Genomic DNA, 24,697 nt, shown 5'->3' on the forward strand with positions numbered 1-24,697 from the left:
CATGCATCGGGCCAAAGACCGCCAATGACCAGCGCCGCCGAGATCATCGCAACGCTAGGCCTTGGGCCGCATCCCGAGGGCGGCTGGTACGCCGAGACGTTTCGCGACGCCGCGGGCGGCCCGCGCGGTCATTCGACCGCGATCTACTTCCTGCTGGAGCAGGGCCAACTGTCGGCCTGGCACCGGGTGAAGGACGCGGCCGAGGTCTGGCACTTCCATGCCGGCGCGCCGCTGGCGCTGTCGATGCATGAGGAAGGCTCGGGGAGCGTCATCGAGCAGGTGCTGGGCACGGCCCTTGCCGCGGGCGAACGGCCGCAGGTCGTCGTGCCGGCCGGCTGGTGGCAGTCGGCGCGCAGCCTCGGGGAATGGACGCTGGTCGGCTGCACAGTTGCGCCGGGCTTCGACTTTGCCGCCTTCGAGCTGGCCGCGCCGGGCTGGCAGCCTGCGATCGCTTAATTGAGCAGAAAACCCAGCGTGATCGCCAGTTGGGCGGCGTAGTAAAGCACCCAGACGGCATAGCGCATCCACACGCGATGCGGCGAGATCGCCGCGAGCAGGAAGCGCTCGGCCGCCAGCAGCCCGTCCGAGGCGATGAACAGCACCGCGCCGGCAATCACCAGGGGAGCGTTGGTCGTAAGGGCTGAAATGCCCATGGCGAGGATCGCCGCGACATAGACGGCGATCGGGATGCGCAGCTGCGGGCCGACGCGGCGCCAGAGCGCGGCAAGCATGACGATGCTGAAGGCGGCCATGGCCAAGGCAATGGCGCCCCGCCAGGCATCCGCGCTCAGCAGGCCGAGCCCGCCGCCTGCCTGCACGAACAGCGCGACATAGACGATGTGGGCGGCGAGAAAGCTCGCCAGTCCGCCGAGGAAGGCCTTTTCGCCGTCGCGCGACAGAAAGGCGTCGCCGAGCGCGCTTAAGCCCAGCGCCGCGACGAGCAGCAGCGGCCCGCCTTGCATGGCGGCAAGCACGGCCAGGAATGCGACGGCAGCCGTCTTTGCCGCGCTGCGCGTCCACTTCGGCGGCATGTCGAGCGCAAAGGCGTAGATCACCGCCGCGACAAACGAGAACAAAAGCATCGCGTTGGCGTTGGCCTCGATGCCGCCGGGGAACGGCATCATGCGTTCACCGCTTTGGCTGCCGGCTTGCGCATCAGCAGCGACTTCGCCGCCAGCGCCGCGCCGCCGGTTATGAGCACGCAGGCGGCGAGGATGCGCATCGACGGCTCGGCGACGCCGGCGGCGATCAGCACAAGCGTCGACAAAAGCGGCGCGGCGTAGCTTGCGGATCCCAGCACCTGGATGTTGCCGCGCTTGACGCCGATGTCCCAGGCATAGAAGGCCGCGCCCACCGGCATCAGCCCGAGCCCGATGACCGCCAGCCACTGCCCGGGGCCATCCGGCAGCACGGTTTTCTCAAGCAGCAGGTGGCAGGCCAGCGAAAGCACCGACGTCGCCGCGCAGAACCAGGTCACGATCGAGGTCGGTACCGACGGGAAGCGCCGCGACAGCAGTGAATAGGCCGACCACAAAAGCGCGCAGACCGCGGCCATCGCGTAGCCGAAGGCGTAGCGCGCATCGAAGGCCAGCCCGCCGCCCTTGGTGACGATCAGGAAGGTGCCGGCAAGGCCGAGCAGCGCGCCGACGACATGGTTCCAGGCCAGCCGCTCACCCGGCATCAGTGCCGAGCCGAGCACGATCAGCAGCGGCCACAGATAGGCGATCAGGCTTGCCTCGACCGCCGGCGCGTTGCGCAGCGCCGTGAAGTAGAAGAAGTGGTAGCCGAACAGCCCGGCTATGCCGATCACCCAGACCTGGGGCGGGATCTTCTGGCTCCTGTCGGGCGCCGGCATCACCAGCCGCGCCGCCAGGCCGATACAGGTGCCGATGGCGAAAGTGATGGCAGACAGCAGGAACGGCGGCACCTGGCCCGAGGCGTCGGTCATGAGCGCCAGCAGCGCCCACATGGCGACCGCCGAAAACCCGATCAGTGTTGCGCGCCCCATCCATTCCCCCGGCGGCGCGCCGTGGCGCCCAAACTAATCGACTGCTTCGAACTTTCTCGCGCTTATCGTCAGCGGGCCGATCTGGGTCCCGACCGTGGCGCGGATCGGCGCATATACGCCGGATTGGCCGACCGGTGCAAACGTCACCAGCATGCGGCTCCTGTTCTGGAGGAAGTTCAGCGCCTTGCGGCCCTTGCGGTAGCCCGCCACCGGCTCGAAGCCCATCTTGCAGGTCACCGTGTCGCCCTTATAGCCCGGCACCGAGATCGAACCCTTGGAGGCATAGGTCAAGCTCAGATCGGCGCGCATTTCGCCGTCATAGAACTTGACCGTGCGTCCGCAGACCTTGTCCAGGCTGTCGGCATGGATGACGGTCGCTGCCATCGGATCGAGCACCGATTTCAGGTCGCCGTCGCCGATCGGCACCCAGCTCTTCGGATCGCGCTTGCCTGGCGCGGGAACGACTTGCGTGGAGGTGACCGCGCCATTGGTGAAGCGGATATCGACCATCGAGGCCTTCTTGCCGGACGTGTAGTCGGCCCTGAACACCTGCGGCGTCATCTTGGTGTCGGAAATGGTGCCTTTCGACGAAATCGTCCCTTTCGTGTCGTCGAACAGCCTGCCGAGCCCGGCGGCCGAGACGGTGCCGTTGATGGCGTAGGTGTCGCCCTCGTAACGGCTGGAGAAAGTCGCCCTGGCGATCGAAAGCCCGAGATACGAGACCGTGTATTCGCCCTTGAACGACCGGGGCGAGGCCGCGGCGAAGCTTGTTGCCGGCACGGCAAGGGCAAGCAGGCTGGCAAGTGCATGAGATGGACGGAGCATGACGGCTGGCGAATCCCTGGCAGTTGGCCGGAACGCTAGGGCTCCAGCCTGGCATATCCCTTCGCCAAGGGCTTATAGTGCGAAATCCGGCCTTTATATGAAACATGCGTGACAACTGGCGGCGTGCCGGAGCTTGACGCAGTGGTGAAATGCCACTATGGAACGCCAACTTTTCCAAAGGCCGCCTGACCGAGACCGCGCGCCGCCCGGCGCGGGCAGAATGGTTTGGCAGGCTTAGAACTGAGGTTATACAAAATGTCCCGCACCTGCGAGCTCACTGCCAAGGCAGTCCAGACCGGCAACAATGTGAGCCATGCCAACAACAAGACCAAGCGTCGCTTCCTGCCGAACCTGGTCAATGTGACGCTGATTTCCGAAGCGCTGAACCAGAACGTTCGCCTGCGCATTTCGGCCAACGCGCTGCGTTCGGTCGAGCATCGCGGTGGCCTCGACGCCTTCCTGGCCAAGGCCGATGCCAAGGAACTGTCGCAGCGCGCGCGTCTGCTCAAGAAGCAGATCGCCAAGAAGCTTGCCGAGCAACCGGCCGCTTAAGCAGCTGTCAGGCGGGGGACGACCGCCTTGAGCATCGGCCAAAACCGGTGCTTGCAATGAGAGCGAGCGTCGGCATGACGCTCGGCTGGTTCCATTACCCAGGATAAAAAAATGAACTTCCTGATGCGATATTTGCCCTTCGTGGCCGCCATGGCGCTTGTCGTCGTGGCCTCCAACATCCTCGTGCAGTTCCCGATGCAGGGCCAGGTCGGCGGCCTGGCGCTGGCGGACGTGCTCACCTGGGGCGCCTTCACCTATCCCTTCTCCTTCCTGGTCACCGACCTCGCCAATCGCCGCTATGGCCCGGCCGTGGCCCGCAAGGTTGTGTTCGTCGGCTTCATGACGGCGGTGATCTGCTCGATCCTGGTCCCGCCCTTCCTGTTTCGCCATGGCCTGATCGAATTCGAGACCGCCGCCGATCGGCTGGTGCGCATCGCCGCCGCTTCCGGCGCCGCCTTCCTCACCGCGCAATTGCTCGACGTCACCGTCTTCAACCGACTGCGCCGGCAGAGTTGGTGGCGCGCGCCGATCGTCGGCACGCTGGTCGGCTCGGTGTTCGACACCGTCGTCTTCTTCGGTGTCGCCTTCTCCGCCGCCTTTGCCTTTGCCGGCCCCAATGACAGCTTCGCGCTGGAGACAGCGCCGCTGATGGGCGTGCTGCCGGTCGAGACGATGCGCTGGGTGTCCTGGGCGCTTGGCGATCTCTCGGTCAAGCTGATCATCGCCGTGGTGGCGTTGATTCCCTACCGGCTGATCGCCACCCGCTGGAGCCAGCCGGCAATAGCGGCTGGAGCATGATCCCAAAAAGTGAGATCCGGTTTTGGAAAAGATCATGCTCCAAACAGAAAGAGAGGGCATGATCCCAAAAAGTGGGACCCGGTTTTTGGAAAAGATCATGCTCAAACCAAAAGAGACACCGTGATCCCCTGGGTCCAGCTTGATTCAGCTCGCACGCCCGATGGCGGTCAGGAACTTCGCCTGAAGCAGCGCGGCACCGAATTCTCGATCATGCTGGGCACCAATGAGCTGATGAACAGCCGCCTCAGCGGCTCCGAGGAGGCGCTGGCCAGGCTCTCCTGCGAGCGGATCGCCGGCCGCAAGCAAGCAAGGATCCTCATCGGCGGGCTCGGCATGGGTTTCACCTTGCGCGCCGCTCTCGCGGCACTTGGCGGCGACGCCGCGGTCACCGTTGCAGAACTCGTCCCCGCGGTCGTCGCCTGGGCGCGCGGCCCGATGGCAGAAATCTTCGACGGCTGCCTCGACGATCCCCGCGTCACCATCCGTGAGGCCGATGTCGGTCAGCTGATAAGGGCGGAGAGCACCGCCTGGGATGCCATCCTGGTCGATGTCGACAATGGTCCCGAAGGCATTGTCTACAAGGGCAATGACGCCATCTACAGTGCGGCCGGCCTGGCGGCCGCGCGTGCCGCATTGACGCCCGGCGGCGTGCTGGCGGTCTGGTCGCAGGGACCGGACAGCGGTTTCGCCCGGCGGCTGAAGCAGGCCGGCTTTACGGTCGAGGAGATCAGCGCGCGGGCTCACGGCAAGCGCGGCGCCCGCCACGTGATCTGGATTGCCACTGTCGCAGGTAGATTTTAGGCCGCCAAGGCCCCGGTGTTAGCCTTTCAAGGACAGTAGAAACGACTCTGTCGCTGCGTTGGCTTCCCCGGCATAGCGGGCGTCATAGCCCAGCCAGCCGTCGCCGTCGGATGGAAGGTTGGGATTGGTGAAGGCATGCTTGGCGCCGGCATAGAGGGTCAAGGCGCAGTCGCAATCCTTGGCCTCGAGCCAGGTCACAATCTTCGTAACCCGCGCCACATCAGCCACCACGTCACGCGTTCCATGGTGAAACCTGATGGGCGTCTCGATGGCGGCATAGTCGCCGTCCGGCTGGCCGAGCGCCCCGGATAGGATGACGGCCCCATGAACCAGCGGTGCGTCCCTAAGCATCTCCAGGACGCAGAAACCACCGAGCGAAAAGCCGACGGCGGCAAGGAAAGGCGCCTCCGGGACGACGTCGCGAAACGCCCGGACCCCGGCCTGCATGCGGCGCGACGCGGTGCGCGGATTGTCCCGCAGGAATTGGCTGGCTTGCGTCGCCTGGGCGTCGGAAGTGATGCGCACGCCGGCACCATAGACATCCGCTACCATCACGGCGAAGCCCAGGCTTGCGAACCGTCGCGCCTCGGCCAGCGGATAGTCATAGATGCCATACCAGTCGGGAACATAGATAAGGCCGCCGCGCACCGTGCCGTCGGGCATGACCATTCGGCCAGAAAAATCGATTCCACCCTCGCGATAGACTAGGGGCTGACCGGAGGTTGCCAACTGACCGGTCGCGGTCTCGGACATCAGAATGTCTCCAGAGGCCGCCGGCGCGGTCGCAGGCACGGTAGGGTGATTCAGCATGGTGACGACACTCCGATTGACAGATTGGCCCGCACCATATTTTGTTTCCAGAGAGCGAAGAAGCGAGGCAAAATGAACAACACTGTTGCCAAAAAGGAAACAATTTCGTTAGCAGACCTGGCCCTGTTCCTTGAGGTCGCACGCGAATGCTCGCTGACCAGAGCTGCCTTGCAAGCGGGTACGACAAAGAGCGCCGTGTCGAAGGCTATCCGGCGGCTCGAACTGCAGTTGGGACGCGTCTTGCTCGAGCGCACCACCCGCCGTCTTATCGTCACGCCTGCCGGTGAACTGCTACGCCAGCGCGGACAGGCCCTGCTGGGCGACGTCGATGACCTGACCCGAGCCCTGGAGGCTCAGGCCGACGGACTCGCAGGCCCCTTGTGTATCTGCGCGCCACCCGAACTCGGCGCCTGGCTTTTGCAGATGTGTTTTGCGCCGTTCCTGGAGTTGCATCCCCGTATCCGCCTGATTCTTCGTCTCGACTATGCCTATCAGGATCTGTTCGATCCCCACCTCGATCTTGCTTTCCGAGTCGGGGCAGTCGTCGACGACGCCATGGTTGCGCGCCGCATCGGCCAATTCCGGCGGGTGCTGGTCGCGAACCGGGCCATCGCCGATAGCCTGGCCGGCAAGAACCTGACAAGCGTGGCAAGGACTTTGCCCATGCTGGCCTTCGGCGATGGCGAAAGCGAGCTTGCCTTGTCGCGCGAAGCCGAAATCGCCACAGTCACGGTTCGCTCGGACCGCTTCAGCGCCAACACCTATCCAGCCTTGCTCGAAGCAGCCGCGCAGGGCCTGGGTATCGCCGTCCTGCCCGATTTCTTCGTCCGCCGGCATGTCGAATCCGGCTACGTCGTCCGGCTTTTTGCCGATTGGCAGTCCACGGACATACCAATCTATGTCATCCATCGCCGCGCCAGCCGTCGATCGCGCCGAGCCGAAGCGCTGCTATCCTTCATTGGACCGGAACTGGTGGGTCTATCGCAATTGGCCGTTCCACTGAAGTGACTCCGAATTGACCAAGTGAGCCTTGCCATTCTTCACCCGTTCGTGGGGACGGGGAATGGCACGCAAAGACGTTCACGACGGAGCAGGTCTTTGACGTCCTGCGCTAGGCCGAAACGCAGGTGCCCCACCCGCCGCCAACGGCTCACGTCCTTGATCGGAAGCCGGGCAGCGAAACCGCCGCAGGCGGTTTTTACTTCGACTTCTGAAGCTCAGCGGCCAAAGCGTCCAACAACCCGCGGGTCCCCTCTTCGCGCCCTTGCGCCGAATCGACGCCGTCGAAGAAGGCCCCTTGCTCGGTGTAGGTCAGACGCGTGCCCTCGCCCGAGGGTGTGAGTTCGACCGTGGTGAGCGACGCCGACATTGGCTGCGGCCCAATCGCCATCCGATAGGAGAACACGATGCGCCGATCGGGAACGATGTCCTGGAACTGTGCGTCCAGCCGGATTTCCGGGCCGCCCTGATAGCTGAACCGCGATACCTCGCCGCCGCCGACGCGAAAGTCGAAGCTGAATTCCGCAATGGTAAAACCATCACCGTCGACCCGCCAGCGCCTGACCGTCGCCTTGTCGGCAAAGGCGTGGAAGACGCGCTGTGGCGATTGCGGATAGGTCCGCTCGATGGTGAAGGTGGAATGGATGACGGTCTGTCCGTCCTTCGCGGGGGCTAGCTGGTTCATTTCGCTTGGTCCTTTTGCTTGTCCTGAATTTGATCTGCCTCGGCGAGAATCTCGCCGAGACGGTCGAGTTGGCGCTCCGCGGGTATGCGGCGCTCGGCAATCCAGTCGGCGAGCGGGGCAAGCCCGCCCGGCTCGATGCGGCAGGTGCGCACCCGCCCGATTTTTTCACTGCGGATCAGCCCGCAGGCTTCCAGCGTCTGCAGATGCTGCAACACCGCGGCGAATGTCATGCCGAACGGCTCCGCCAGCTGGCTGACGGTCGCAGGCCCCTGGCTCAATCTTTCCAGGATCGATCGGCGGGTCGGCTCCACCAGAGCCCTGAGAATGCTGTCGATCTCCGAATGGTTAAGCATGGACTTGAGTATTGCGCCAAGCCATCAAACAGTCAAGCCATGACTTAAGTATTTTTGATCAGGCGGCTCCGCCGGCCTGGACGCGCCGCTTTACGCTTTGTTACGCCCGATGATGCAGGATTGCGAAAGTTCCCCAGGGCATCGCGACCAGCATGACCGTGCCAGGCACCGGTTGGAAAAATGATCTCCTGCTTGCGTTGTGCGCCACGCTGGTGGTGCTGACGATCAACGCGGTTTCCGGTTTCCCGACGCTCCGCGATTACGGCGCCGACAATGACAGCATGCTGCGGCTGGTCGAGGTGCGCGACCTGCTCGGCGGCCAGGGCTGGTTCGATCTTCATCAATACAGGATGGGCACCGCGGGTGGCTTCGTCATGCACTGGTCGCGGCTGGTGGATACGCCGCTCGCGCTGATCATCATGGCCTTCGACGCGCTGGGCGCCGGCACCGCCACCGCCGAGCGGGCCGCGCAGGTTATCTGGCCGACCTTGCTTTACGGACTGACCATCTTCCTGCTCATACGCGCCTCGCAGCGCTTCGCCGGCGCGGATGTGGCGATGCCTGCGGTCATCCTGTCGACGGCGGCGCTTTTCTTTCTGGTGATCTACAGCCCGGGCGTGATCGATCACCATAATGTCCAGCTGCTGCTTACAGCGGCCAGCCTCTGGCTTCTGATGGAAGCGCCCGCCTGGCGGCCCGCTGCCTTTCTGTCGGGCATTTGCGCCGGCCTTACGATCGGTGTCGGCATGGAAACCGCTCCTTATGTAGCGGTGCTCGGCATCTGTGCCGCCGTCCTGTTCATCCTCGACGACAAGGAGCGCTTGACCGCACGCGGCTTCGGCCTCGGATTTGCCGGCGTCGCCTTCCTGGTCTTTGCGGCGACCATCCGGCCTGTCGACTGGGGCGTCGCCCAGTGCGACGCTTTCTCGTCCTTCCAGTTCGCGATTGCCGCACTTTCCGGCCTCGGCCTCGCGCTCGCCAGCATGCTGACCGCGCCGACGGCGCGGGCGCGGCTCGTTTCAATGCTGGCGCTGGCGGTGGTGGTCGCGGCTGTCGCGATCGTGGTCTTCCCGCAATGTCTGGCATCGCCGTATGCGGGCATGGACGAGCGTGTCCGCACCTATTGGCTGAACGACGTGGTCGAGGCCCAGCCCTTCTGGAGCGTCGCCGTCCACCAACCGAAGCTGATGGCGGCGCGCTATGTGACGCCTTTCATCGCCATCCTGCTGATCGGCCTGCAACTGCGAAGCCGTCGCCTGCGCCGCGAGGAAATGCTCGCCGCCATCCTGCTCGTCGTCGCCTTCGGCGTCAGCCTCTGGCAGGTGCGCGGCTCGACCTTCTCCGTCGCTTTCGCCGTGCTGCCGCTCTCAGCCTGGATTGCAAAAATCCGCCTGCGGGCGAGCGCCGCGCCCTCATGGCGCGTCTCCACCGGCATCGTCATGGCGTGGCTGGTCTCGCTCAACGCGACCTGGGCCGGGGTCGCGGTGGCGGCGCAGTCCGTGGTCCAGAAGGCGCCGCAGCGGATCAATTCCGATCCCGACCATGCCGTAACCTGCGGCAAGCCGGCCGACTTCCACGATCTTGCCGCCATGCCGGCGACGACGGTGCTTGCCTCGTCCAATCTCGGCTCGGGAATATTGATGTTCACCGGCCACAGGGCGCTGGCCGGGCCCTATCACCGCAATGTCGGCGGCAACCTCGCCATGCTCGATGCATTCATGGGAACGCCGGACGCCGCCCGCGCCGTCATCGGGCGCGAGCATGTGGGACTGATCGCGATCTGCCGCGGCAACACGGAAGAGATATCGCTGGGGTTGGACGCACCCAAGGGCCTTGCCGCCGAGCTGCTGCGAGGCAATGTGCCGGAATGGCTCGAGCTCGATCCCTCGACCGCGGGAAAGCCGATCGAGATCTACAAGGTTCGTTGAATATCGGCCTGCGGCATCGGCAATAGCGCCCTTTGCAAGGCACTCGCCTGGAAGTGCCGCGACGCATACCCGCTTTGTGAAGCAGAAGACCCCGCGTGGAACCAGACGGATGGATTGTTGCAATCCAGCCTGTGCTTTGCTTAGCATTCCGTCCGGACAGCGATATATGGTTCCAAGAAATTTTGGATTCGGGATTTTTGGTTGGGGGAAGGATGTTCATGTCGACCATAGACGGCGCGGCGGCGCCAGCATCAGTCACGCAAACGCTGCAGCATGTCGTATCCCACATGGTGGAAGCGGTGAACCGCGCCGCCTTCGTGGAATTGCCCTTCTGGCATCTGGAAATGACGGATGTTTTCCCGGCCGACCTTTATCTGCGCATGCGCGCCGCCATGCCCGAGGCGCGCGAATATCGCGCGCTCAAAGGCCGCAACAATGTGAACATCAAGGCCGACGGCACCGCAACGCGGATCAAGATCGACCTCTACCCTGAATACATCCGCCACCTGCCGGCCGAGAAACGCGCCGTCTGGGCTTTGGTCGGCAAGGCGTTGCACGCGCCGGAGCTGAAAGACGCATTCATGCGCCGCCTTGCTCCCGGCCTGGAGCGCCGGTTCGGCTCGGACTTCATGAAAGTCGGCATGTATCCGGTGCCGATGCTGACGCGCGACGTGGCTGGCTACAAGATCGGTTTCCACACCGACACCAAATGGAAGGGCATCACGGTCCAGTTCTATTTGCCGGAGGACGACTCGATCAACCACATCGGCACGCGCTTCGCCCAGCGCAAGCCTGATGGGCATTTTGAGAATTCGCACCGTATGTCTTTTTCCCCGAACACGGGCTACGCTTTTGCGGTCGGGAGCGATACCTGGCACGCGGTCGATACCGTCGGACCGGAGGTGCGCACCCGCGACAGCATCCTTCACACCTATTTCGTCGACAACACCGCGTCGCTCAAGATCCGCAACCGGAGCAAGCGCGCGGCCAATTTCGTGATGAACGAGGTCCGGCACGTCGGGCGGTGACCTTCCCCTGCCGGCGCTTACCGCCGGCAGTTCCGACGAAGGTCAATCCTGGTGCAGGATGAACTCCAGATAGAGGTTGCGCTGCAGGATCGAATGGTTGTCGTCGGAGATCAGCGACACCATCAGCGCGCCGTCGTCGCGGGTCCAGACGTCGAGCCCTTCCATATTGTCGATCTGATAGCCCATGTCGGCTTCCATCAGCACCGGCCCGTCGGCGACTGTGCCCTTCTCGACGCTTTCGCCATAGATGCGCCGCAGCCGCATCTTCACCCCGCGCGCGATCGAAAAACTGCGCTCGAGGAGCAGCAGGTCGCCGTCCGGCAGGAAAGCGCCGTCGGTGATGTCGAAATCGCCGTTTCGCTTGACGGTGAAGACGCCCCTATGCGGCCCTTCGATGATGGCGGCATAGACGTTGCCTGATTCATCGAGGCTCCTTTCCGAGACCACGACCAGCCCGCCCTCGTGCTGCCCGTAAGGGTTGGCATGGGTGACGGTCTCGAAGCCGCGGTTCTGGCGCAGCTCCCTGGCGGGAACCAGATAGTCGAGCTGCCGGATCGGCGCTTTCATGCTATCGGGATCGATCTTGAACTGGGCGACGCGCTGGTCGCGCTCGAAGCCGACGGTGGCGATGCCGTCCTTGACCGCCAGCCCTTCCGCATCGACCTCCCACTTCTTGTCGATCGGCTGGCCCGAGGCGTCGACCATCTGCTGCATGCGGAAATTCGACACGCCCGACGGGCGTTTGTCGGCGTCATGCGTGATCCTGCCGAAGAACCAGAAGCCGGTGTCGGCGACACCGATGAAGTCACTGCCCGGCTTCAGGAAGCGCAGCGCCGACAGCGCGCCGAAATCGCGCGTCGGCGAGGTCATCTCCAGCCCACCGACGAATTCGAGCGGCCCGAACCGCGTCTCGTCATGGCCTGTATGGAACTGGCTGATCGGCCGCGCCGAAACCTCGACCGTCTCGACTGGAGCTCCCGGACCGGCAATGGCCGGCGAAACGCAGGCTAGCATGCAGGCGAAAAGCGTCCGCCGCGCACGCCGCCCCGAAAAGATCATCCGGCGCGCCTGAAGCCGCCGCGCCGCGTATCGCGCGCGCTTTCCTCGCCGAACAGCGAGGCAAGCTGCTCGGTCATGGCGCCGGCCAGTTCCTCGGCATCGACGATGGTGACGGCGCGGCGATAATAGCGTGTGACGTCGTGACCGATGCCGATCGCCAGCAACTCGACCGGCGAGCGCGTCTCGATCAGCTCGATGACGGCGCGCAGATGGCGCTCCAGATAGTTGCCCGGATTGACCGAGAGCGTCGAATCGTCGACCGGCGCGCCGTCCGAGATCATCATCAGGATCTTGCGCTGCTCCGGCCGGCCAATCAGCCGGTTATGCGCCCAAAGCAGCGCCTCGCCGTCGATGTTTTCCTTGAGCAGGCCCTCGCGCATCATCAGCCCGAGATTGCGGCGCGCGCGGCGCCAAGGATGGTCGGCGGACTTGTAGATGATGTGGCGCAGGTCGTTGAGTCGTCCGGGATTCGGCGGCTTGCCGTCCTTCAGCCATTTCTCGCGCGCCTGCCCGCCTTTCCAGGCCCGGGTGGTGAAGCCGAGTATCTCTACCGAAACGCCGCAGCGCTCCAGCGTGCGCGCCAATATGTCGGCGCAAGTCGCGGCGACGGTGATCGGCCGCCCGCGCATCGAGCCCGAATTGTCGAGCACGAGCGACACCACCGTGTCGCGGAACTTGGTGTCGCGCTCCTGCTTGAAGGACAGCGGCTGCATCGGATCGATGACGACGCGCACCAGGCGCGCCGGATCGAGATAGCCTTCCTCGAGATCGAAATCCCAGGAGCGGTTCTGCTGCGCCATCAGCCGGCGCTGCAGCCGGTTGGCGAGCCGCCCAACGACGCCGGAGAGATTGGCGAGCTGCTTGTCGAGGAAGGCGCGCAGCCGGTCGAGCTCCTCTTCCTCGCACAAATCCTCGGCGCCCACCGTCTCGTCGAAGGCGGTGGTGAAGACCTTGTAGTCGATCTCCTTTGGCAGGTTGAGGAACGGATTGTCGTTGCGCTTGGCCTCGCCCGGCGTCTCGGCATCGGAATCGTCCTCGTCCGAGAGGTCGTCGGAAGTGGCATCGGTCGCTTCCGTCTCGGCCGATTCTTCCTCGTCGGCGGAGGCTTCGGCATCCTCCGACTGCGACTGCTCGGAGCCGGAATCGTCCTCGCCGCCTTCCTCGCTCTGTTCCTCGCCCTGCTGTTCGTTCTCTTCGTTTTCCTCGGAGTCGTCGGTTTCCTGGTCGTCGCCGAGCTCCTCGGCCATTTCCATGGAAACCAGCATGTCGCGCACGACGCGGGCAAAGGCCTGCTGGTCCTCGAGCTTGGCCGACAGGCCGTCGAGGTCGCCGCTGGCCTTCTCCTCGACCCAGGGGCGCCATAGGTCGACCAGCCGCTCGCCGCTCTTCGGCACGGGCCGTCCGGTGAGCTTTTCACGCACCATCAGCGCGATCGCTTCCTCGAGCGGCGCGTCGGCCTTGTCCCTGACGTCGACCAGGTTCGCCTTGGCGTATTTGTCCTCGAGCATCGAGCCGATATTGTCGGCCACGCCCTGCATGGCGCGGCTGCCGATCGCCTCGACGCGCGCCTGCTCGACGGCATCGAAAATGGACCGCGCGAGCTTGCCTTCCGGCGCCAGCTTGTTGTGGATGCGCTGATCGTGGCAGGCGCGCTTCAGCGCCATGGAATCGCCCAGGCCGCGCGTGATCGCGATGTCGTTGCGGGACGCTTTCTTCGGCAGTTCGGGCAGGCGGGCGCGGTTGCCGGCCAGCGCCGGCCGGTCCTTGGCGAAGCCGACCTCAAGGTCCTTGTCGCCGGCGACGGCGCGCATGCACACGGTCACGGCGCGCTTGAAGCTGTCGGCTTCAGACCCGTTCTTCGGCTTGTTGCGCGTGTTGTCGCCCGGACCCGCCATTCATCATTCCCTGCGCGATTGATGCTGAAAGGCTGGAGGCCTTTTCAGCTGCGCGCCTAGCCCAGCACCACGTTGGCGGCGCTCTCCGGCAGATCCTCGCCAAAGGCGCGCTGGTAGAACTCGGCCACCACCGAACGCTCCAGCTCGTCGCACTTGTTGAGGAAGGTCAGCCGGAACGCCATGCCGATATCGCCGAAAATCTCGGCGTTTTCGGCCCAGGTGATGACGGTGCGCGGGCTCATCACGGTCGACAGGTCGCCATTGATGAAGGCCGAGCGCGTCATATCGGCGACGCGAACCATCTTGTTGACGATGTCCTTGCCCTTGCTGTCGCGATAGTGCTTGGCCTTGGCCAGCACGATGTTCACTTCATTGTCGTGCGGCAGGTAGTTCAGCGTGGTGACGATCGACCAGCGGTCCATCTGCGCTTGGTTGATCTGCTGCGTGCCGTGATAGAGGCCGGTGGTGTCGCCCAAGCCCACCGTGTTGGCGGTGGCGAACAGCCGGAACGCCGGATGCGGGCGGATGACGCGGCTCTGGTCGAGCAGCGTCAGGCGGCCGGAGGATTCCAGCACGCGCTGGATGACGAACATCACGTCCGGACGGCCGGCATCGTATTCGTCGAAGCAGAGCGCGACATTGTGCTGGTAGGCCCAGGGCAGGATGCCGTCGCGGAATTCGGTGACCTGCAGGCCTTCCTTGACGACGATGGCGTCCTTGCCGACGAGATCGATACGGCTGACATGGCTGTCGAGGTTGACGCGCACGCAAGGCCAGTTGAGGCGCGCCGCGACCTGCTCGATATGCGTCGATTTGCCGGTGCCGTGATAGCCCGAGACCATGACGCGGCGGTTGTAGGCAAAGCCGGCAAGGATCGCGAGCGTCGTCGCGCGGTCGAAGAGGTAGTCGGGGTCGATGTCCGGCACATGCTCGGTCGCCGCCGAATAGGCGGGGACGACCATCTTGGAGTCGAAACCGAATTTCTCCTTCACCGACACCGTCGTGTCGGGCAGGTTGGCGATGTCGCGATCGACCTTGTTCATCTCTATCAACGTCTCCACGGGCGAAACGCCGCGTTTCGCCGGCAATCGATTTTGTCCGGGGGCGGTCTTAGAGCCTTTTCCAACCTTATGAAAGTTGGAAAACGACACGGACCGTAGGGCCGCTCAGCACAATCCTGCCTGCTTGAGCACGCGATAAGCCTGCAGCACATCGCGGAACCGGTCTTCCGAACCTCTGTCGCCGCCATTCGCATCCGGATGGTGGCGCTTTACGAGTTCCTTATAACGCGCCTTGATGTCCTGACCAGTCGCCTTTGTATCAAGGCCAAGCGTTTCCAGCGCCTTGGCCTCAAGCGGCTTTGCCTTGCGTTCGCGCGGTTCGCGCGCCCCACCGGTGAACAGGTTGAAGGGGTCGCGCATGCGGTTGTAGTAGCCGGCACGTCCCGAACGCTGCTGCGCGAAATCCGGCGCCGAGCGCGTGCTGCCGCCATTGGCGCCCATCCGCCAAGTCGGCCTGTGCCCGGTCAGCGCCTCTTTCTGGAAGCGCGCGATCTCGCTGTCGGACACGCCGGAGAAGTAGTTGAAGCCCTTGTTGTATTCGCGCACATGCTCGAAGCAGAAGCGGAAATACTCCCCTTCCTTAAGGCGTCCGACCGGCGCGCGATGCGTGCCGGCCTCGTTGCAGCCATCCCACTGGCAGACCGGGGCGCGCGACTTCAGTTCGGCGTCCTTCTCCGGCCGGATTCGAATTTTCTCGAAATATTTGGGATACGCTTTCATCTCACCCATTTATGGGCTGTTCGCACGTGCGAAACAAGAATTGACATTTCGCCGATGATCGCCCTAACCGCTGAATCGCGGCTTAAAAGCGGTCGAAAACATAGATTTTGCGGCTGTGCCGCAGATGTGGGTAAGGGAAAGCCGGATGTCCATACAGTCGACGATGGAAAACAAGCTGAAAGCGGCATTTTCGCCGGAGCGGCTGATCATCATCAACGAAAGCCACCTGCACGCCGGGCATCATCACCACGGCTCCGACCACCACGGCGCCTATGACGGCACCGACGAGACGCATTTTCGCGTCCGCATCGTCTCCCCGAATTTCGCCGGCATGAGCCGCATCGACCGCCACCGCGCCGTCAACAAACTGCTCGCCGACGAATTGAAAGCCGGCGTGCACGCGCTGGCGATCGAGCCGGCCGCACCGGGCGAAAAGACGCGCTGGTAGTCAGGCGATACTCGCCTTGAGGAAGGCCAGCACCGCCGCCGTCAGGGCATCGCCGTCCTTGCCGAAATCGCCATTGATCGACATGTGCGTATAGGCGCTGCCGTCGAACAGCGTGACCTTTGTGCCCGCGGCGCGCAGGCGCTCGGCGAAGGCTGTCGACTCCTCGCCTCGGCCCGAGGCCCGCGAATAGGCAATGAAGGTCGGCGGATGTTTTTTGCCGTCGACATAAGTCGCCGGCGAAAGTGCCGCCCATTGCGTCGGGTCGGAGAAGACACGCGCATAGGCGCGCACCATGCCGCCATTGCGGGACAATGCCGCAAGATCGTAGGCCCTGGTGTCGTCGAGGATCAGCGCGGCGACGCCGGGCAGCCCGCCGCGCATGCCGGTCAGCGCGATCAGATGGCAGCCGGCCGAATGGCCCATGCCGACAATGCGGTTCGGATCGCCGCCATATCTGGCGATATTGGCGCGCACATAGGCATAGGCCTTTTCGACATCGCTGGCCTGGGTGGCAACATCGGCTTCCGGCAGCATGCGGTAGTCGATCGAGACGAAGACGAAGCCGTTGGCCAGCAGGAAGTCCGGTTTGGCTCCGACCTGGCCGCGCTTGCCGAACCGCCAGGCGCCGCCATGGACGAAAAACACCACCGGCAGGTTTTTCGCGCCGGCTGCCGCGTAGATATCGAGCTTGGCCGGACCGTAATCGAGGGTTTGCGGTTCCGGCTGGCCCGGACGCCCTGCGGCTGGCGCGCCTGCCGGCAACAGCGCCGCCAGGGCTGCCGCGATGAAGCTGCGTCGATCGATCATCGCCATCTCCGGCCAAGCTGCGGCGACAGCGCGCGGACGCTCGCCACGCACCTTACTACAGACCGATAATGACAACTTTCGGTGCGAAAACAAATCCGCTCCTTGACGGTCAGCCGGCAATCACCACGTATCTTATTAGGCGAGCATTTTCGGCCGAATCGGGGTGTCCCCGACGGCCAATGCCGGAGTGCATTGTGCTACCCGTCGCGTGAAGGGAACCACAATGCTTTCCGGGGGTTGAAGAAGCGATGAGCCGATTGGCAGCCTGTCGGCTCCGAGGCAAGGCACCATGCGCGAAAATCAATCAGACGTCTTCGATCTGTTCTCGGAGATCTATTCCAACGCGGCCCAGGAAGAGATCAGCCTCCAGCAATATTTGCTAGCCTGCCGCGAGGACAAATCCATGTATGCCTCGGCGCCGGAGCGCATGGTCGAGGCGATCGGCGAGCCGAACCTGGTCGATACCAGCAAGGACGAGCGGCTGGGCCGCATTTTCTCCAACCGCACCATCAAGATCTACCCCTCCTTCTCCGACTTCTACGGAATGGAGGATACGATCGAACGCATCGCCGGATATTTCCGCTATGCCTCGCAGGGGTTGGAGGAACGCAAACAGATCCTCTATCTGCTTGGCCCGGTCGGTGGCGGCAAATCCTCGCTCGCGGAACGGCTGAAGAAGCTGATGGAGCAGCGGCCCATCTACACGCTCAAGGTCGGCAACCAGATCAGCCCGGTCTTCGAATCCCCGCTCGGCCTTTTCAACCCCGACCGCATGGGCGATCTGCTGGAAGACAAATACGGCATAGCCCGCCGCCGCCTGAACGGACTTATTTCGCCCTGGGCGGCCAAGCGCCTCGACGAATTGTCCGGCGACATCTCCAAATTCAGTGTCGTCAAGCTGTCGCCGTCGCGGCTGCGCCAGATCTCCATCGCCAAGACCGAGCCCGGCGACGAGAACAATCAGGACGTCTCGGCGCTGGTCGGCAAGGTCGACATCAGGCAATTGGAAAACTTCAGCCAGTCCGACCCGGACGCCTATTCCTACAGCGGCGGCTTGAACCGGACCACGCAAGGGTTGCTTGAATTCGTCGAGATGTTCAAGGCGCCCATCAAGGTCCTGCATCCGTTGCTGACGGCAACCCAGGAAGGAAGCTACAACGGCACCGAGAATTTCGGCGCCTTCCCTTACCAGGGCATCGTCGTGGCCCATTCCAATGAATCGGAATGGCAGCAGTTCAAGAACAACAAGAACAATGAAGCCTTCCTCGACCGCATTCTCGTGGTCAAGGTTCCCTATTGCCTGCGCATCACCGAGGAAAGGCAGATCTACGAAAAGCTGGTGCGCGAAAGCGAGCTGGCAAACAGCCCCTGCGCGCCCGAGGTATTGGATATCCTCAGCCGCTTCACCGTTTCGACCCGCCTGGCCGAGCATGAGAACTCACCGCTCTACACCAAGATGCGCGCCTATGACGGCGAGAACCTCAAGGAAGTCGATCCGAAAGCCAAGTCGGTCCAGGAATATCGCGACGCCGCCGGCGTCGACGAAGGCATGACCGGGGTCAGCACGCGATTCGCGTTCAAAATCCTGTCGCAGACGTTCAACTACGACACCAAGGAGGTGGCCGCCGATCCCGTGCATCTGATGTACATCCTCGAGGAGGCGATCAAGCGCGAGCAATTTCCGAAGGAAACGGAAGCCGCCTATCTCGAATTCATCAAGTCGGAACTAGCAGCCCGCTATGCGGAGTTCATCGGCCATGAGATTCAGAAGGCCTATCTGGAATCCTACAGCGAGTACGGCCAGAATCTCTTCGACCGCTACATCGCCTACGCCGATGCATGGATTGAGGATCAGGATTACAAGGACCCCGATACGGGGCAGATCCTCAACCGCGAGGTCCTGGAGAAGGAATTGTCGCAGGTCGAAAAGCCGGCCGGCATCGCCAATCCCAAGGACTTCCGCAACGAAGTGGTCAAATTCACCTTGCGAGCCCGGGCTCGCAATCACGGCCGCAACCCGTCCTGGACGAGCTATGAAAAACTGCGCGAGGTCATCGAGAAGCGCATGTTCGGCCAGGTCGAAGACCTGTTGCCGGTGATCAGCTTCGGCTCCAAGCAAGACAGCGTCACCGAAAAACGGCATAATGAATTCGTGCAGCGCATGGTGGAGCGCGGCTACACCGAACGGCAGGTGCGCCGGCTGGTCGACTGGTACATGCGCGTGAACAAGGCGGGTTGAACAAAGCCTGGACGGTTCCATGCCGATCTTCATCGACCGCCGCCTGAACCCGAAGGACAAGAGCCTTGGCAATCGCCAACGCTTTCTGAGGCGCGCGCGCGAAGAGCTCAAGCGCAGCATCCGCGACCGGGTGCGTGCCGGCAGCATTGCGGAGCTGGATCGCGAGCATGCCGTGCCGATCCCGCGCAAAGGCACCAGCGAGCCGACCTTCAGCGACGCCAAGGATAGCGGACGGCGCCAGCATATCCTGCCCGGCAACAAGACGTTCAATGCCGGTGACCTGGTCCCCAAACCAAACGGCGGAGGAGGCGCAGGTGCTTCGGCTCCCGGAACCACGGAATCCGAAGACGATTTCCGCTTCGTGCTGTCGCGCGAGGAGGTGCTGGACCTGTTCTTCGAAGACCTCGAGCTGCCCGATCTGGTCAAGCTCAGCCTGAAGCAGATCCTCAGCTTCAAGCCGAAGCGGGCGGGTTTCGCGGCCAGCGGCGCGCCGACCAACATCAATGTCGGCCGTACGATGCGAAACAGCCATGGCCGGCGCATCGCGCTGAGGCGCCCGAAACGGGCGGAGGTGGAGGCTCTCGCCGCCCAGATCGCCGAACTGGAGTCGAAACCGCCGGATGCAAGGACGCATGAGCGCATCGTGGCCTTGCGCGCGGAACTCGATCGGCTGGAGCGCCGGCGCCGGCGGATCGCCTATGTCGACCCGGTCGACATTCGCTTCAATCGCTTCGATCCTCAGCCGAGGCCGAATGCCAGTGCCGTCATGTTCTGCCTGATGGATGTGTCCGGATCGATGGGCGAGCGGGAGAAGGATCTGGCCAAGCGCTTCTTCGTGCTGCTGCATCTGTTCCTGACGCGGCGCTACGAACGCACCGAAATCGTCTTCATCCGCCATACCCATGAGGCCAAGGAGGTGGACGAGCACACGTTTTTCTACCACACGCAAAGCGGCGGCACCGTCGTTTCCACGGCGCTCGAGGAGATGCACCGCATCATCGAAGAGCGCTACCCGGCCTCTGAGTGGAACATCTATGCAGCCCAGGCTTCCGACGGCGACAACTTCGCCACCGATTCCGAGCGCTGCATCGAGCTTCTCGACCGCAGGCTCATGCGGCTTTGCCAGTACTTCGCCTATGTGGAGATCATCGACGAGCGGGAAAGCCATATTTTCGGCTCGACCGAGAATGGGACATCGCTCTGGCGTGCCTACAACGCCGTCGATCAGAAATGGCCGAACTTCCAGATGAGGCGCATCGCCGCCCCGGCCGATATCTATCCGGTTTTCCGCGAACTATTCGCCAGGCAACCCGATCTGCGCAAGAGCGCTTGAGGACATCCCAGATGGCCAGCCAGGCGCGCAAATCCGCACTGCTGTTTTCCGGATCGGACTGGGATTTCGCGAAATTGTCGCGAGTCTATGACGAGATCGAAGCGATCGGCGTCGAAGAGCTCCACCTCGATATCTATCCGGTGCAGATGGAGGTCATTTCCTCCGAACAGATGCTCGACGCCTATTCATCGGTCGGCATGCCGCTGATGTATCGCCATTGGTCGTTCGGCAAGCATTTCATCTATGACGAACTTCTCTACCGTAAGGGCGCGCGCGGCCTGGCCTATGAGCTGGTCATCAACTCCAATCCCTGCATCGTCTATCTCATGGAAGAAAACACCATGGCGCTGCAGGCCCTGGTGACCGCCCATGCAGCACTTGGGCACAATCACTTCTTCAAGAACAATCATCTCTTCCGCCAATGGACGGATGCCGGCGGCATCCTGAACTATCTCGATTTCGCCAAGAGCTACATTGCCCGATGCGAGGAGCGGCATGGGCTGGCCGCGGTGGAGGCAATCCTCGATGCCGCCCATTCGCTGATGGAGCAAGGCGTGTTCCGCTACCATCGCCCCCCGAAACTGTCCTCGGAGCAGCAGCGCGAAGGACTGCGCGAGCGGCTCGAATATGAGGAACGCTCCTTCAACGATCTCTGGCGCACGCTGCCGTCGTCGCAGGGAAAGAACAAGCCAGAGGCAAGGGACGAAGTCCTTGCGGAGCGCAAGAAGTCGCTCAACCTGCCGGAGGAGAACTTGCTCTATTTCCTCGAGAAGAACAGCTTGGTGCTCGAGCCCTGGCAGCGCGAGATCGTCAGGATCGTGCGCGTCGTCGCGCAGTATTTCTACCCGCAGCGGCAGACCCAGGTGATGAACGAAGGCTGCGCCACCTTCGTGCACTACACGCTGATGAACACGCTCTTCGAGCGTGGCCGCATCAGTGAGGGCGCCATGCTCGAAATCCTGCGCAACCACTCGAACGTGGTCTTCCAGCCGGCCTATGACGACCCGCGCTACTCCGGCATCAACCCCTATGCCTTGGGGCTCGATATGATGCAGGATATCCAGCGCATCTCGACCGCGCCGACCGCCGAGGACCGCGACTGGTTCCCGGACATCGCCGGCCGTGGCGACTGGCGCGACACCCTACTCGATGCCTGGGCCAACCATCGCGACGAATCCTTCATCCACCAGTATCTCAGCCCGGCGCTGATCCGAAAATGGCGGCTCTTCGTGCTGGCCGACGGTGCCGACGAACCGCATTACCAGGTCGCCTCGATCCACAATGAGCGCGGCTATCGCAAGATACGGTCGGCACTGGCTCACAGTTATGAGATTGGCGCGAAGCGGCCCGACATCGAGGTGGTGGACGTCGACCTGCTGGGCGATCGGTGCCTGCGGCTGCAGCACAATGTCAAGAATGGCATCCTGCTCGATGGCGAAAGCCGCGACGCGACGCTCCGCCATATCAGGCGCCTCTGGGGTTACGACGTCAGCCTTGCGGCAGTCGATGCCGAGACCGGCGCGATGCTCAGCGAGCGCTCGACAAAGGACCTTTGAGCGGTTTCAATCCCGCTCCAGAGCAATTCCAGAAAAAGTGTGAGCGGTTTTCCGTCCGGAATTGCGTAAAAACAAGAAGATAGGGCATTTCGCCGTTTCCGTGAAACGGTGAAATGCCCTAGTTCTCGCCGGCGGGTCTGATCCTGAGCCTGGCTATCCGGTTCTTGTCGCGCTTCATCACCACGAAGCGCTTGCCGTGGAACGTGAAAGCCTGCTTCTCCTCGGGGATCGACTGCGTTTCGTGGATGACGAGGCCGGCGATCGTCGTCGCCTCCTCGTCGGGCAGGTCCCAGTCGAGCGCGCGGTTCAGGTCGCGGATCGGCACAGTACCCTCGACGACCACCGAGCCGTCCGCCTCCTTCTTCACGCCCTGCATGTCGACATCATGCTCGTCGGCGATCTCGCCGACGATCTCCTCGATGATGTCTTCCAGCGTCACCAGCCCTTCGACCTCGCCATACTCGTCGACGACGATGGCGAAGTGCGCCTTGCGCCGCAGGAAGGCGTTGAGCTGTTCCTGCAAGGTGGTGGTGTCCGGCACGAACCATGGCTTGGCCGCGATCTTCATCACGTCGATCCGCGCAAAATCGTTGCCGACCTCGTTGAGGGCTCTCAGCAGATCTTTCGCGTGCAGGACGCCAACGATGTTGTCGAGCGAGCCCTTCCACAGCGGCATGCGGGTATGCGGACTCGTGAGGATCTCGCGCACCACCGCTTCCGGCGCGTTGTCGGCATTGACCGAGCGCATATTGGTGCGGTGGACCATGATGTCCGAGACTTCGAGCTCTTCGAGGTCGAAGAGGCCCTCGAGCCGGTTGCGCTCCTCACCGGCAGCCGCGCCATCGCGGCGGGGCTCGTCGCTGTCTTCGTCCTTGCCGTTGCGCTCGGACCGCTGCGGCGACTCTATCGGCCGCAGCGCGTAGCCGAAAGCAGCAAGCAGCCGGGCGCGGAACAGAAGCGCCAGGAGCATGATGGCGGCAAGGACGGCGGCGACGATCCAGCCGGCGTCGATCATCCCGAATGGCTCGTCTTTAGGAAGGACAGCACTTCCGACCGCGGCACGTCCTTGGCGATGAAAGCCTGGCCGATGCCGCGCGTCAGGATGAAGGTCAGCGCGCCGCGCGAGACCTTCTTGTCCTGGGTGATGAAACCGAGCAGCGCCTCGGCGTCCGGCAATTCGCCGGGGATATCCGCCATCCGCCATGGCAGGCCGACGGCGCGAAGATGCGCCTCGACACGGGTCGCATCGTCGGGGCTCGCCAGGTTGAGGCGGGCCGAAAAACGATGCGCCAGCGCCATGCCGATGGCGACACCCTCGCCATGCACGAGGCGCGCGCCGTCATATTGGGTCGCTGCTTCCAGCGCATGGCCGAATGTGTGGCCGAGATTGAGCAGGGCGCGGTCGCCGGTCTCGAACTCGTCGCGGGCCACGACATCGGCCTTGGCGCGGCAGGCCTCGGCGATCGCTTCGACCCGCGCCGGGCCGCCGGCGAAGACTTGCCCCCAGTTCTGCTCGAGCCAGGCGAAGAACGCCGGACGGTCGATCAGCCCGTATTTGGCAAGCTCGGCATAGCCGGCGCGGAACTCGCGGATCGGCAGCGTGTCGAGCACGCCGGTATCGGCAAGCACCAGCTTGGGCTGATGGAAGACGCCGACGAGGTTCTTGCCACGCGCGCTGTTGATGCCGGTCTTGCCGCCGACGGAAGAATCGACCTGCGCCAGCAGCGAGGTCGGCACCTGCACGAGATTCATGCCGCGCCGCACGATGCCCGACGCAAAGCCGGCAAGGTCGCCGATGACGCCGCCGCCGAGCGCGATCACCACGTCGCGGCGTTCGAGCTTTGCCGCGAGCACGCCGTCGACCACCTCTTCGAGATGGGCAAAGCTCTTGGTCTTCTCGCCGGCAGGCAGCGTGATGGCGGCGGACTGGATGCCGCCTTTCTCCAATCCTGCCTCCAGTTCTTCGAGATGCGCGGCGGCGACGTTCTCGTCGGTGACGATGGCCGCCCGGGTGCCGGGAAGGCGGCGCGCGATCTCCTCGCCGCAGCGCGCGAGCAATCCGGAGCCGATCAGGATGTCATAGGCACGGTCGCCGAGCCCGACCTCGACCTTCACCGGTTCGGCAATATTCACGACTGCACCTCGTCGGTTGTGGCGCTGGTAGCGCCCGCCGCGATCGTCTCGACGCCGAGATGGGCGCAAAGCGCGGCGACGACTTCGCCCGCGATGATCTCCTTGCGATCGTCGCGCGTCGGCACCGTCAGGTCGGCCGTTGCATAGACCGGATAGCGCTCGCTCATCAGCCGCTCCAGCACGGCGCGCGGATCGGGATTTTTCAACAGCGGCCGGTTCTGTTTCTTCGAGACCCGCTCCATCAACAGGTCGAGGTCGGCTTTCAGCCACACCGACACGCCATGAGCCGCGATCGCCTCGCGCGTCTGCGCGTTCATGAAGGCGCCGCCGCCGGTCGACAGCACTTGCGGCCCGTGCTCCAGCAGGCGCAGGATCACGCGCTGCTCCAGCGCGCGGAATTCCGGCTCGCCATAGCGCTCGAACAGTTCCGGCACGCTCATGCGTGAGACGCTTTCGATCTCCTGGTCGCTGTCCATGAAGGACAGCGAAAGCATCGTCGCCACCTTGCGGCCGATCGCCGTCTTGCCGGCCCCCATCAGCCCGACGAAGACGACCGAACGGCTCCCCAGCGCTTCGATCAGCGCGGCATGGCCTTCGTCCGTCGGATTTGCGGGCAGAGCGTTCATCGGGGCCTCTTTGCGCCGTATCGACATCAAAAG

Annotated in this window: 25 protein-coding genes; 11 read left to right on the plus strand and 14 right to left on the minus strand. The window is 63.5% G+C overall.

The window, feature by feature from the left end; translation table 11 throughout:
* Positions 1-24: 24 nt before the first annotated feature.
* Positions 25-456, plus strand: coding sequence for a cupin domain-containing protein (locus KVT37_RS11430; RefSeq protein WP_217572800.1), 432 nt, complete (start codon positions 25-27; stop codon positions 454-456).
* On the opposite strand, the gene KVT37_RS11435 is transcribed toward KVT37_RS11430, so the two are convergent.
* Genes KVT37_RS11435 through KVT37_RS11445 form a run of 3 tightly spaced genes read right to left on the minus strand, consistent with a single transcriptional unit; the run spans position 453 to position 2,833 of the window.
* Positions 453-1,124: a lysoplasmalogenase family protein gene (locus KVT37_RS11435; RefSeq protein ID WP_217572801.1), complete on the minus strand. Its 672-nt coding sequence runs from the start codon at positions 1,122-1,124 to the stop codon at positions 453-455. The two genes, KVT37_RS11430 and KVT37_RS11435, sit on opposite strands and share 4 nt — an antisense overlap.
* Positions 1,121-2,008 carry a DMT family transporter gene (locus KVT37_RS11440; protein WP_217572803.1) on the minus strand — a complete coding sequence of 296 codons (888 nt, stop codon included), beginning with the start codon at positions 2,006-2,008 and terminating at the stop codon, positions 1,121-1,123. Before KVT37_RS11440 ends, KVT37_RS11435 begins: the two co-directional genes overlap by 4 nt.
* A gap of 33 nt (positions 2,009-2,041) precedes the next feature.
* Positions 2,042-2,833: a DUF3108 domain-containing protein gene (locus tag KVT37_RS11445; protein ID WP_217572805.1), complete on the minus strand. Its 792-nt coding sequence runs from the start codon at positions 2,831-2,833 to the stop codon at positions 2,042-2,044.
* A 255-nt stretch (positions 2,834-3,088) separates the two neighbouring features.
* Between KVT37_RS11445 and rpmB the strand changes: the two genes are divergently transcribed.
* The 3 genes from rpmB (at position 3,089) to KVT37_RS11460 (ending at position 4,984) form a co-directional block, all read left to right on the plus strand.
* A complete protein-coding gene (rpmB, locus tag KVT37_RS11450; protein ID WP_140784042.1) occupies positions 3,089-3,385 on the plus strand; it encodes a 50S ribosomal protein L28 in 297 nt (98 codons plus the stop codon).
* A gap of 111 nt (positions 3,386-3,496) precedes the next feature.
* Positions 3,497-4,183 (plus strand): queuosine precursor transporter, encoded by a 687-nt coding sequence (locus KVT37_RS11455; RefSeq protein WP_217572807.1) that lies wholly within the window; start codon positions 3,497-3,499, stop codon positions 4,181-4,183.
* A 120-nt stretch (positions 4,184-4,303) separates the two neighbouring features.
* Positions 4,304-4,984, plus strand: coding sequence for a hypothetical protein (locus KVT37_RS11460; protein WP_217572808.1), 681 nt, complete (start codon positions 4,304-4,306; stop codon positions 4,982-4,984).
* Between the two features lie 18 nt (positions 4,985-5,002).
* On the opposite strand, the gene KVT37_RS11465 is transcribed toward KVT37_RS11460, so the two are convergent.
* Positions 5,003-5,737: a dienelactone hydrolase family protein gene (locus KVT37_RS11465; RefSeq protein ID WP_217572810.1), complete on the minus strand. Its 735-nt coding sequence runs from the start codon at positions 5,735-5,737 to the stop codon at positions 5,003-5,005.
* A 129-nt stretch (positions 5,738-5,866) separates the two neighbouring features.
* Here KVT37_RS11465 and KVT37_RS11470 point away from each other — a divergent pair, with 129 nt between their 5' ends.
* Positions 5,867-6,802, plus strand: coding sequence for a LysR family transcriptional regulator (locus KVT37_RS11470; RefSeq protein WP_217572812.1), 936 nt, complete (start codon positions 5,867-5,869; stop codon positions 6,800-6,802).
* Between the two features lie 190 nt (positions 6,803-6,992).
* Here KVT37_RS11470 and KVT37_RS11475 read toward each other — a convergent pair whose 3' ends face one another.
* The gene (locus KVT37_RS11475) at positions 6,993-7,478 is read right to left on the minus strand and encodes an SRPBCC family protein (RefSeq protein ID WP_217572814.1); all 486 of its coding nucleotides are present in this window, start codon (positions 7,476-7,478) and stop codon (positions 6,993-6,995) included.
* Positions 7,475-7,831 carry a helix-turn-helix transcriptional regulator gene (locus KVT37_RS11480; protein ID WP_217572816.1) on the minus strand — a complete coding sequence of 119 codons (357 nt, stop codon included), beginning with the start codon at positions 7,829-7,831 and terminating at the stop codon, positions 7,475-7,477. Before KVT37_RS11480 ends, KVT37_RS11475 begins: the two co-directional genes overlap by 4 nt.
* 152 nt (positions 7,832-7,983) lie before the next feature.
* Between KVT37_RS11480 and KVT37_RS11485 the strand changes: the two genes are divergently transcribed.
* Both KVT37_RS11485 and KVT37_RS11490 read left to right on the plus strand, forming a co-directional pair.
* Positions 7,984-9,759, plus strand: coding sequence for a GtrA family protein (locus tag KVT37_RS11485; protein ID WP_217572818.1), 1,776 nt, complete (start codon positions 7,984-7,986; stop codon positions 9,757-9,759).
* A gap of 95 nt (positions 9,760-9,854) precedes the next feature.
* Positions 9,855-10,787, plus strand: a complete 933-nt coding sequence (locus tag KVT37_RS11490) for a hypothetical protein (protein WP_308642609.1) — start codon at positions 9,855-9,857, stop codon at positions 10,785-10,787.
* 42 nt (positions 10,788-10,829) lie between these two features.
* On the opposite strand, the gene KVT37_RS11495 is transcribed toward KVT37_RS11490, so the two are convergent.
* The 4 genes from KVT37_RS11495 to KVT37_RS11510 form a co-directional block, all read right to left on the minus strand.
* Entirely contained in the window at positions 10,830-11,846 is a 1,017-nt protein-coding gene (locus KVT37_RS11495; protein WP_217572820.1) for an esterase-like activity of phytase family protein, read from the minus strand.
* A complete protein-coding gene (cobT, locus tag KVT37_RS11500) occupies positions 11,843-13,741 on the minus strand; it encodes a cobaltochelatase subunit CobT (protein WP_217572822.1) in 1,899 nt (632 codons plus the stop codon). The genes KVT37_RS11495 and cobT overlap by 4 nt, the downstream gene beginning before the upstream one ends.
* 56 nt (positions 13,742-13,797) lie before the next feature.
* Positions 13,798-14,784, minus strand: coding sequence for a cobaltochelatase subunit CobS (gene cobS, locus KVT37_RS11505; RefSeq protein WP_127225227.1), 987 nt, complete (start codon positions 14,782-14,784; stop codon positions 13,798-13,800).
* A 123-nt stretch (positions 14,785-14,907) separates the two neighbouring features.
* A complete protein-coding gene (locus tag KVT37_RS11510) occupies positions 14,908-15,531 on the minus strand; it encodes a J domain-containing protein (protein ID WP_217572824.1) in 624 nt (207 codons plus the stop codon).
* A 136-nt stretch (positions 15,532-15,667) separates the two neighbouring features.
* On the opposite strand from KVT37_RS11510, the gene KVT37_RS11515 reads away from it, so the two are divergent.
* A complete protein-coding gene (locus KVT37_RS11515; RefSeq protein WP_217572826.1) occupies positions 15,668-15,970 on the plus strand; it encodes a BolA family transcriptional regulator in 303 nt (100 codons plus the stop codon).
* Here the strand turns inward: KVT37_RS11515 and KVT37_RS11520 are convergent, their stop codons facing one another.
* A complete protein-coding gene (locus tag KVT37_RS11520) occupies positions 15,971-16,777 on the minus strand; it encodes an alpha/beta hydrolase (protein WP_217572828.1) in 807 nt (268 codons plus the stop codon).
* A gap of 289 nt (positions 16,778-17,066) precedes the next feature.
* Here KVT37_RS11520 and KVT37_RS11525 point away from each other — a divergent pair, with 289 nt between their 5' ends.
* Genes KVT37_RS11525 through KVT37_RS11535 form a run of 3 tightly spaced genes read left to right on the plus strand, consistent with a single transcriptional unit; the run spans position 17,067 to position 21,905 of the window.
* Entirely contained in the window at positions 17,067-19,016 is a 1,950-nt protein-coding gene (locus KVT37_RS11525; RefSeq protein WP_217572830.1) for a PrkA family serine protein kinase, read from the plus strand.
* A 19-nt stretch (positions 19,017-19,035) separates the two neighbouring features.
* Positions 19,036-20,349, plus strand: coding sequence for a YeaH/YhbH family protein (locus KVT37_RS11530; protein ID WP_217572832.1), 1,314 nt, complete (start codon positions 19,036-19,038; stop codon positions 20,347-20,349).
* 11 nt (positions 20,350-20,360) lie between these two features.
* Positions 20,361-21,905 carry a SpoVR family protein gene (locus KVT37_RS11535; protein ID WP_217572834.1) on the plus strand — a complete coding sequence of 515 codons (1,545 nt, stop codon included), beginning with the start codon at positions 20,361-20,363 and terminating at the stop codon, positions 21,903-21,905.
* A 118-nt stretch (positions 21,906-22,023) separates the two neighbouring features.
* Here KVT37_RS11535 and KVT37_RS11540 read toward each other — a convergent pair whose 3' ends face one another.
* The 3 genes from KVT37_RS11540 to KVT37_RS11550 are packed head-to-tail and all read right to left on the minus strand — an operon-like array spanning position 22,024 to position 24,664.
* Positions 22,024-22,920 (minus strand): HlyC/CorC family transporter, encoded by an 897-nt coding sequence (locus KVT37_RS11540; RefSeq protein WP_217572843.1) that lies wholly within the window; start codon positions 22,918-22,920, stop codon positions 22,024-22,026.
* The gene (gene aroB / locus KVT37_RS11545) at positions 22,917-24,038 is read right to left on the minus strand and encodes a 3-dehydroquinate synthase (RefSeq protein ID WP_217572845.1); all 1,122 of its coding nucleotides are present in this window, start codon (positions 24,036-24,038) and stop codon (positions 22,917-22,919) included. The genes KVT37_RS11540 and aroB overlap by 4 nt, the downstream gene beginning before the upstream one ends.
* Complete coding sequence (locus KVT37_RS11550; RefSeq protein ID WP_217572847.1) at positions 24,035-24,664, minus strand: shikimate kinase; 630 nt, start codon at positions 24,662-24,664, stop codon at positions 24,035-24,037. The genes aroB and KVT37_RS11550 overlap by 4 nt, the downstream gene beginning before the upstream one ends.
* Positions 24,665-24,697 lie beyond the last annotated feature (33 nt).

This window comes from Mesorhizobium sp. GbtcB19 (assembly GCF_019091085.1).
Classification (GTDB): domain Bacteria; phylum Pseudomonadota; class Alphaproteobacteria; order Rhizobiales; family Rhizobiaceae; genus Mesorhizobium.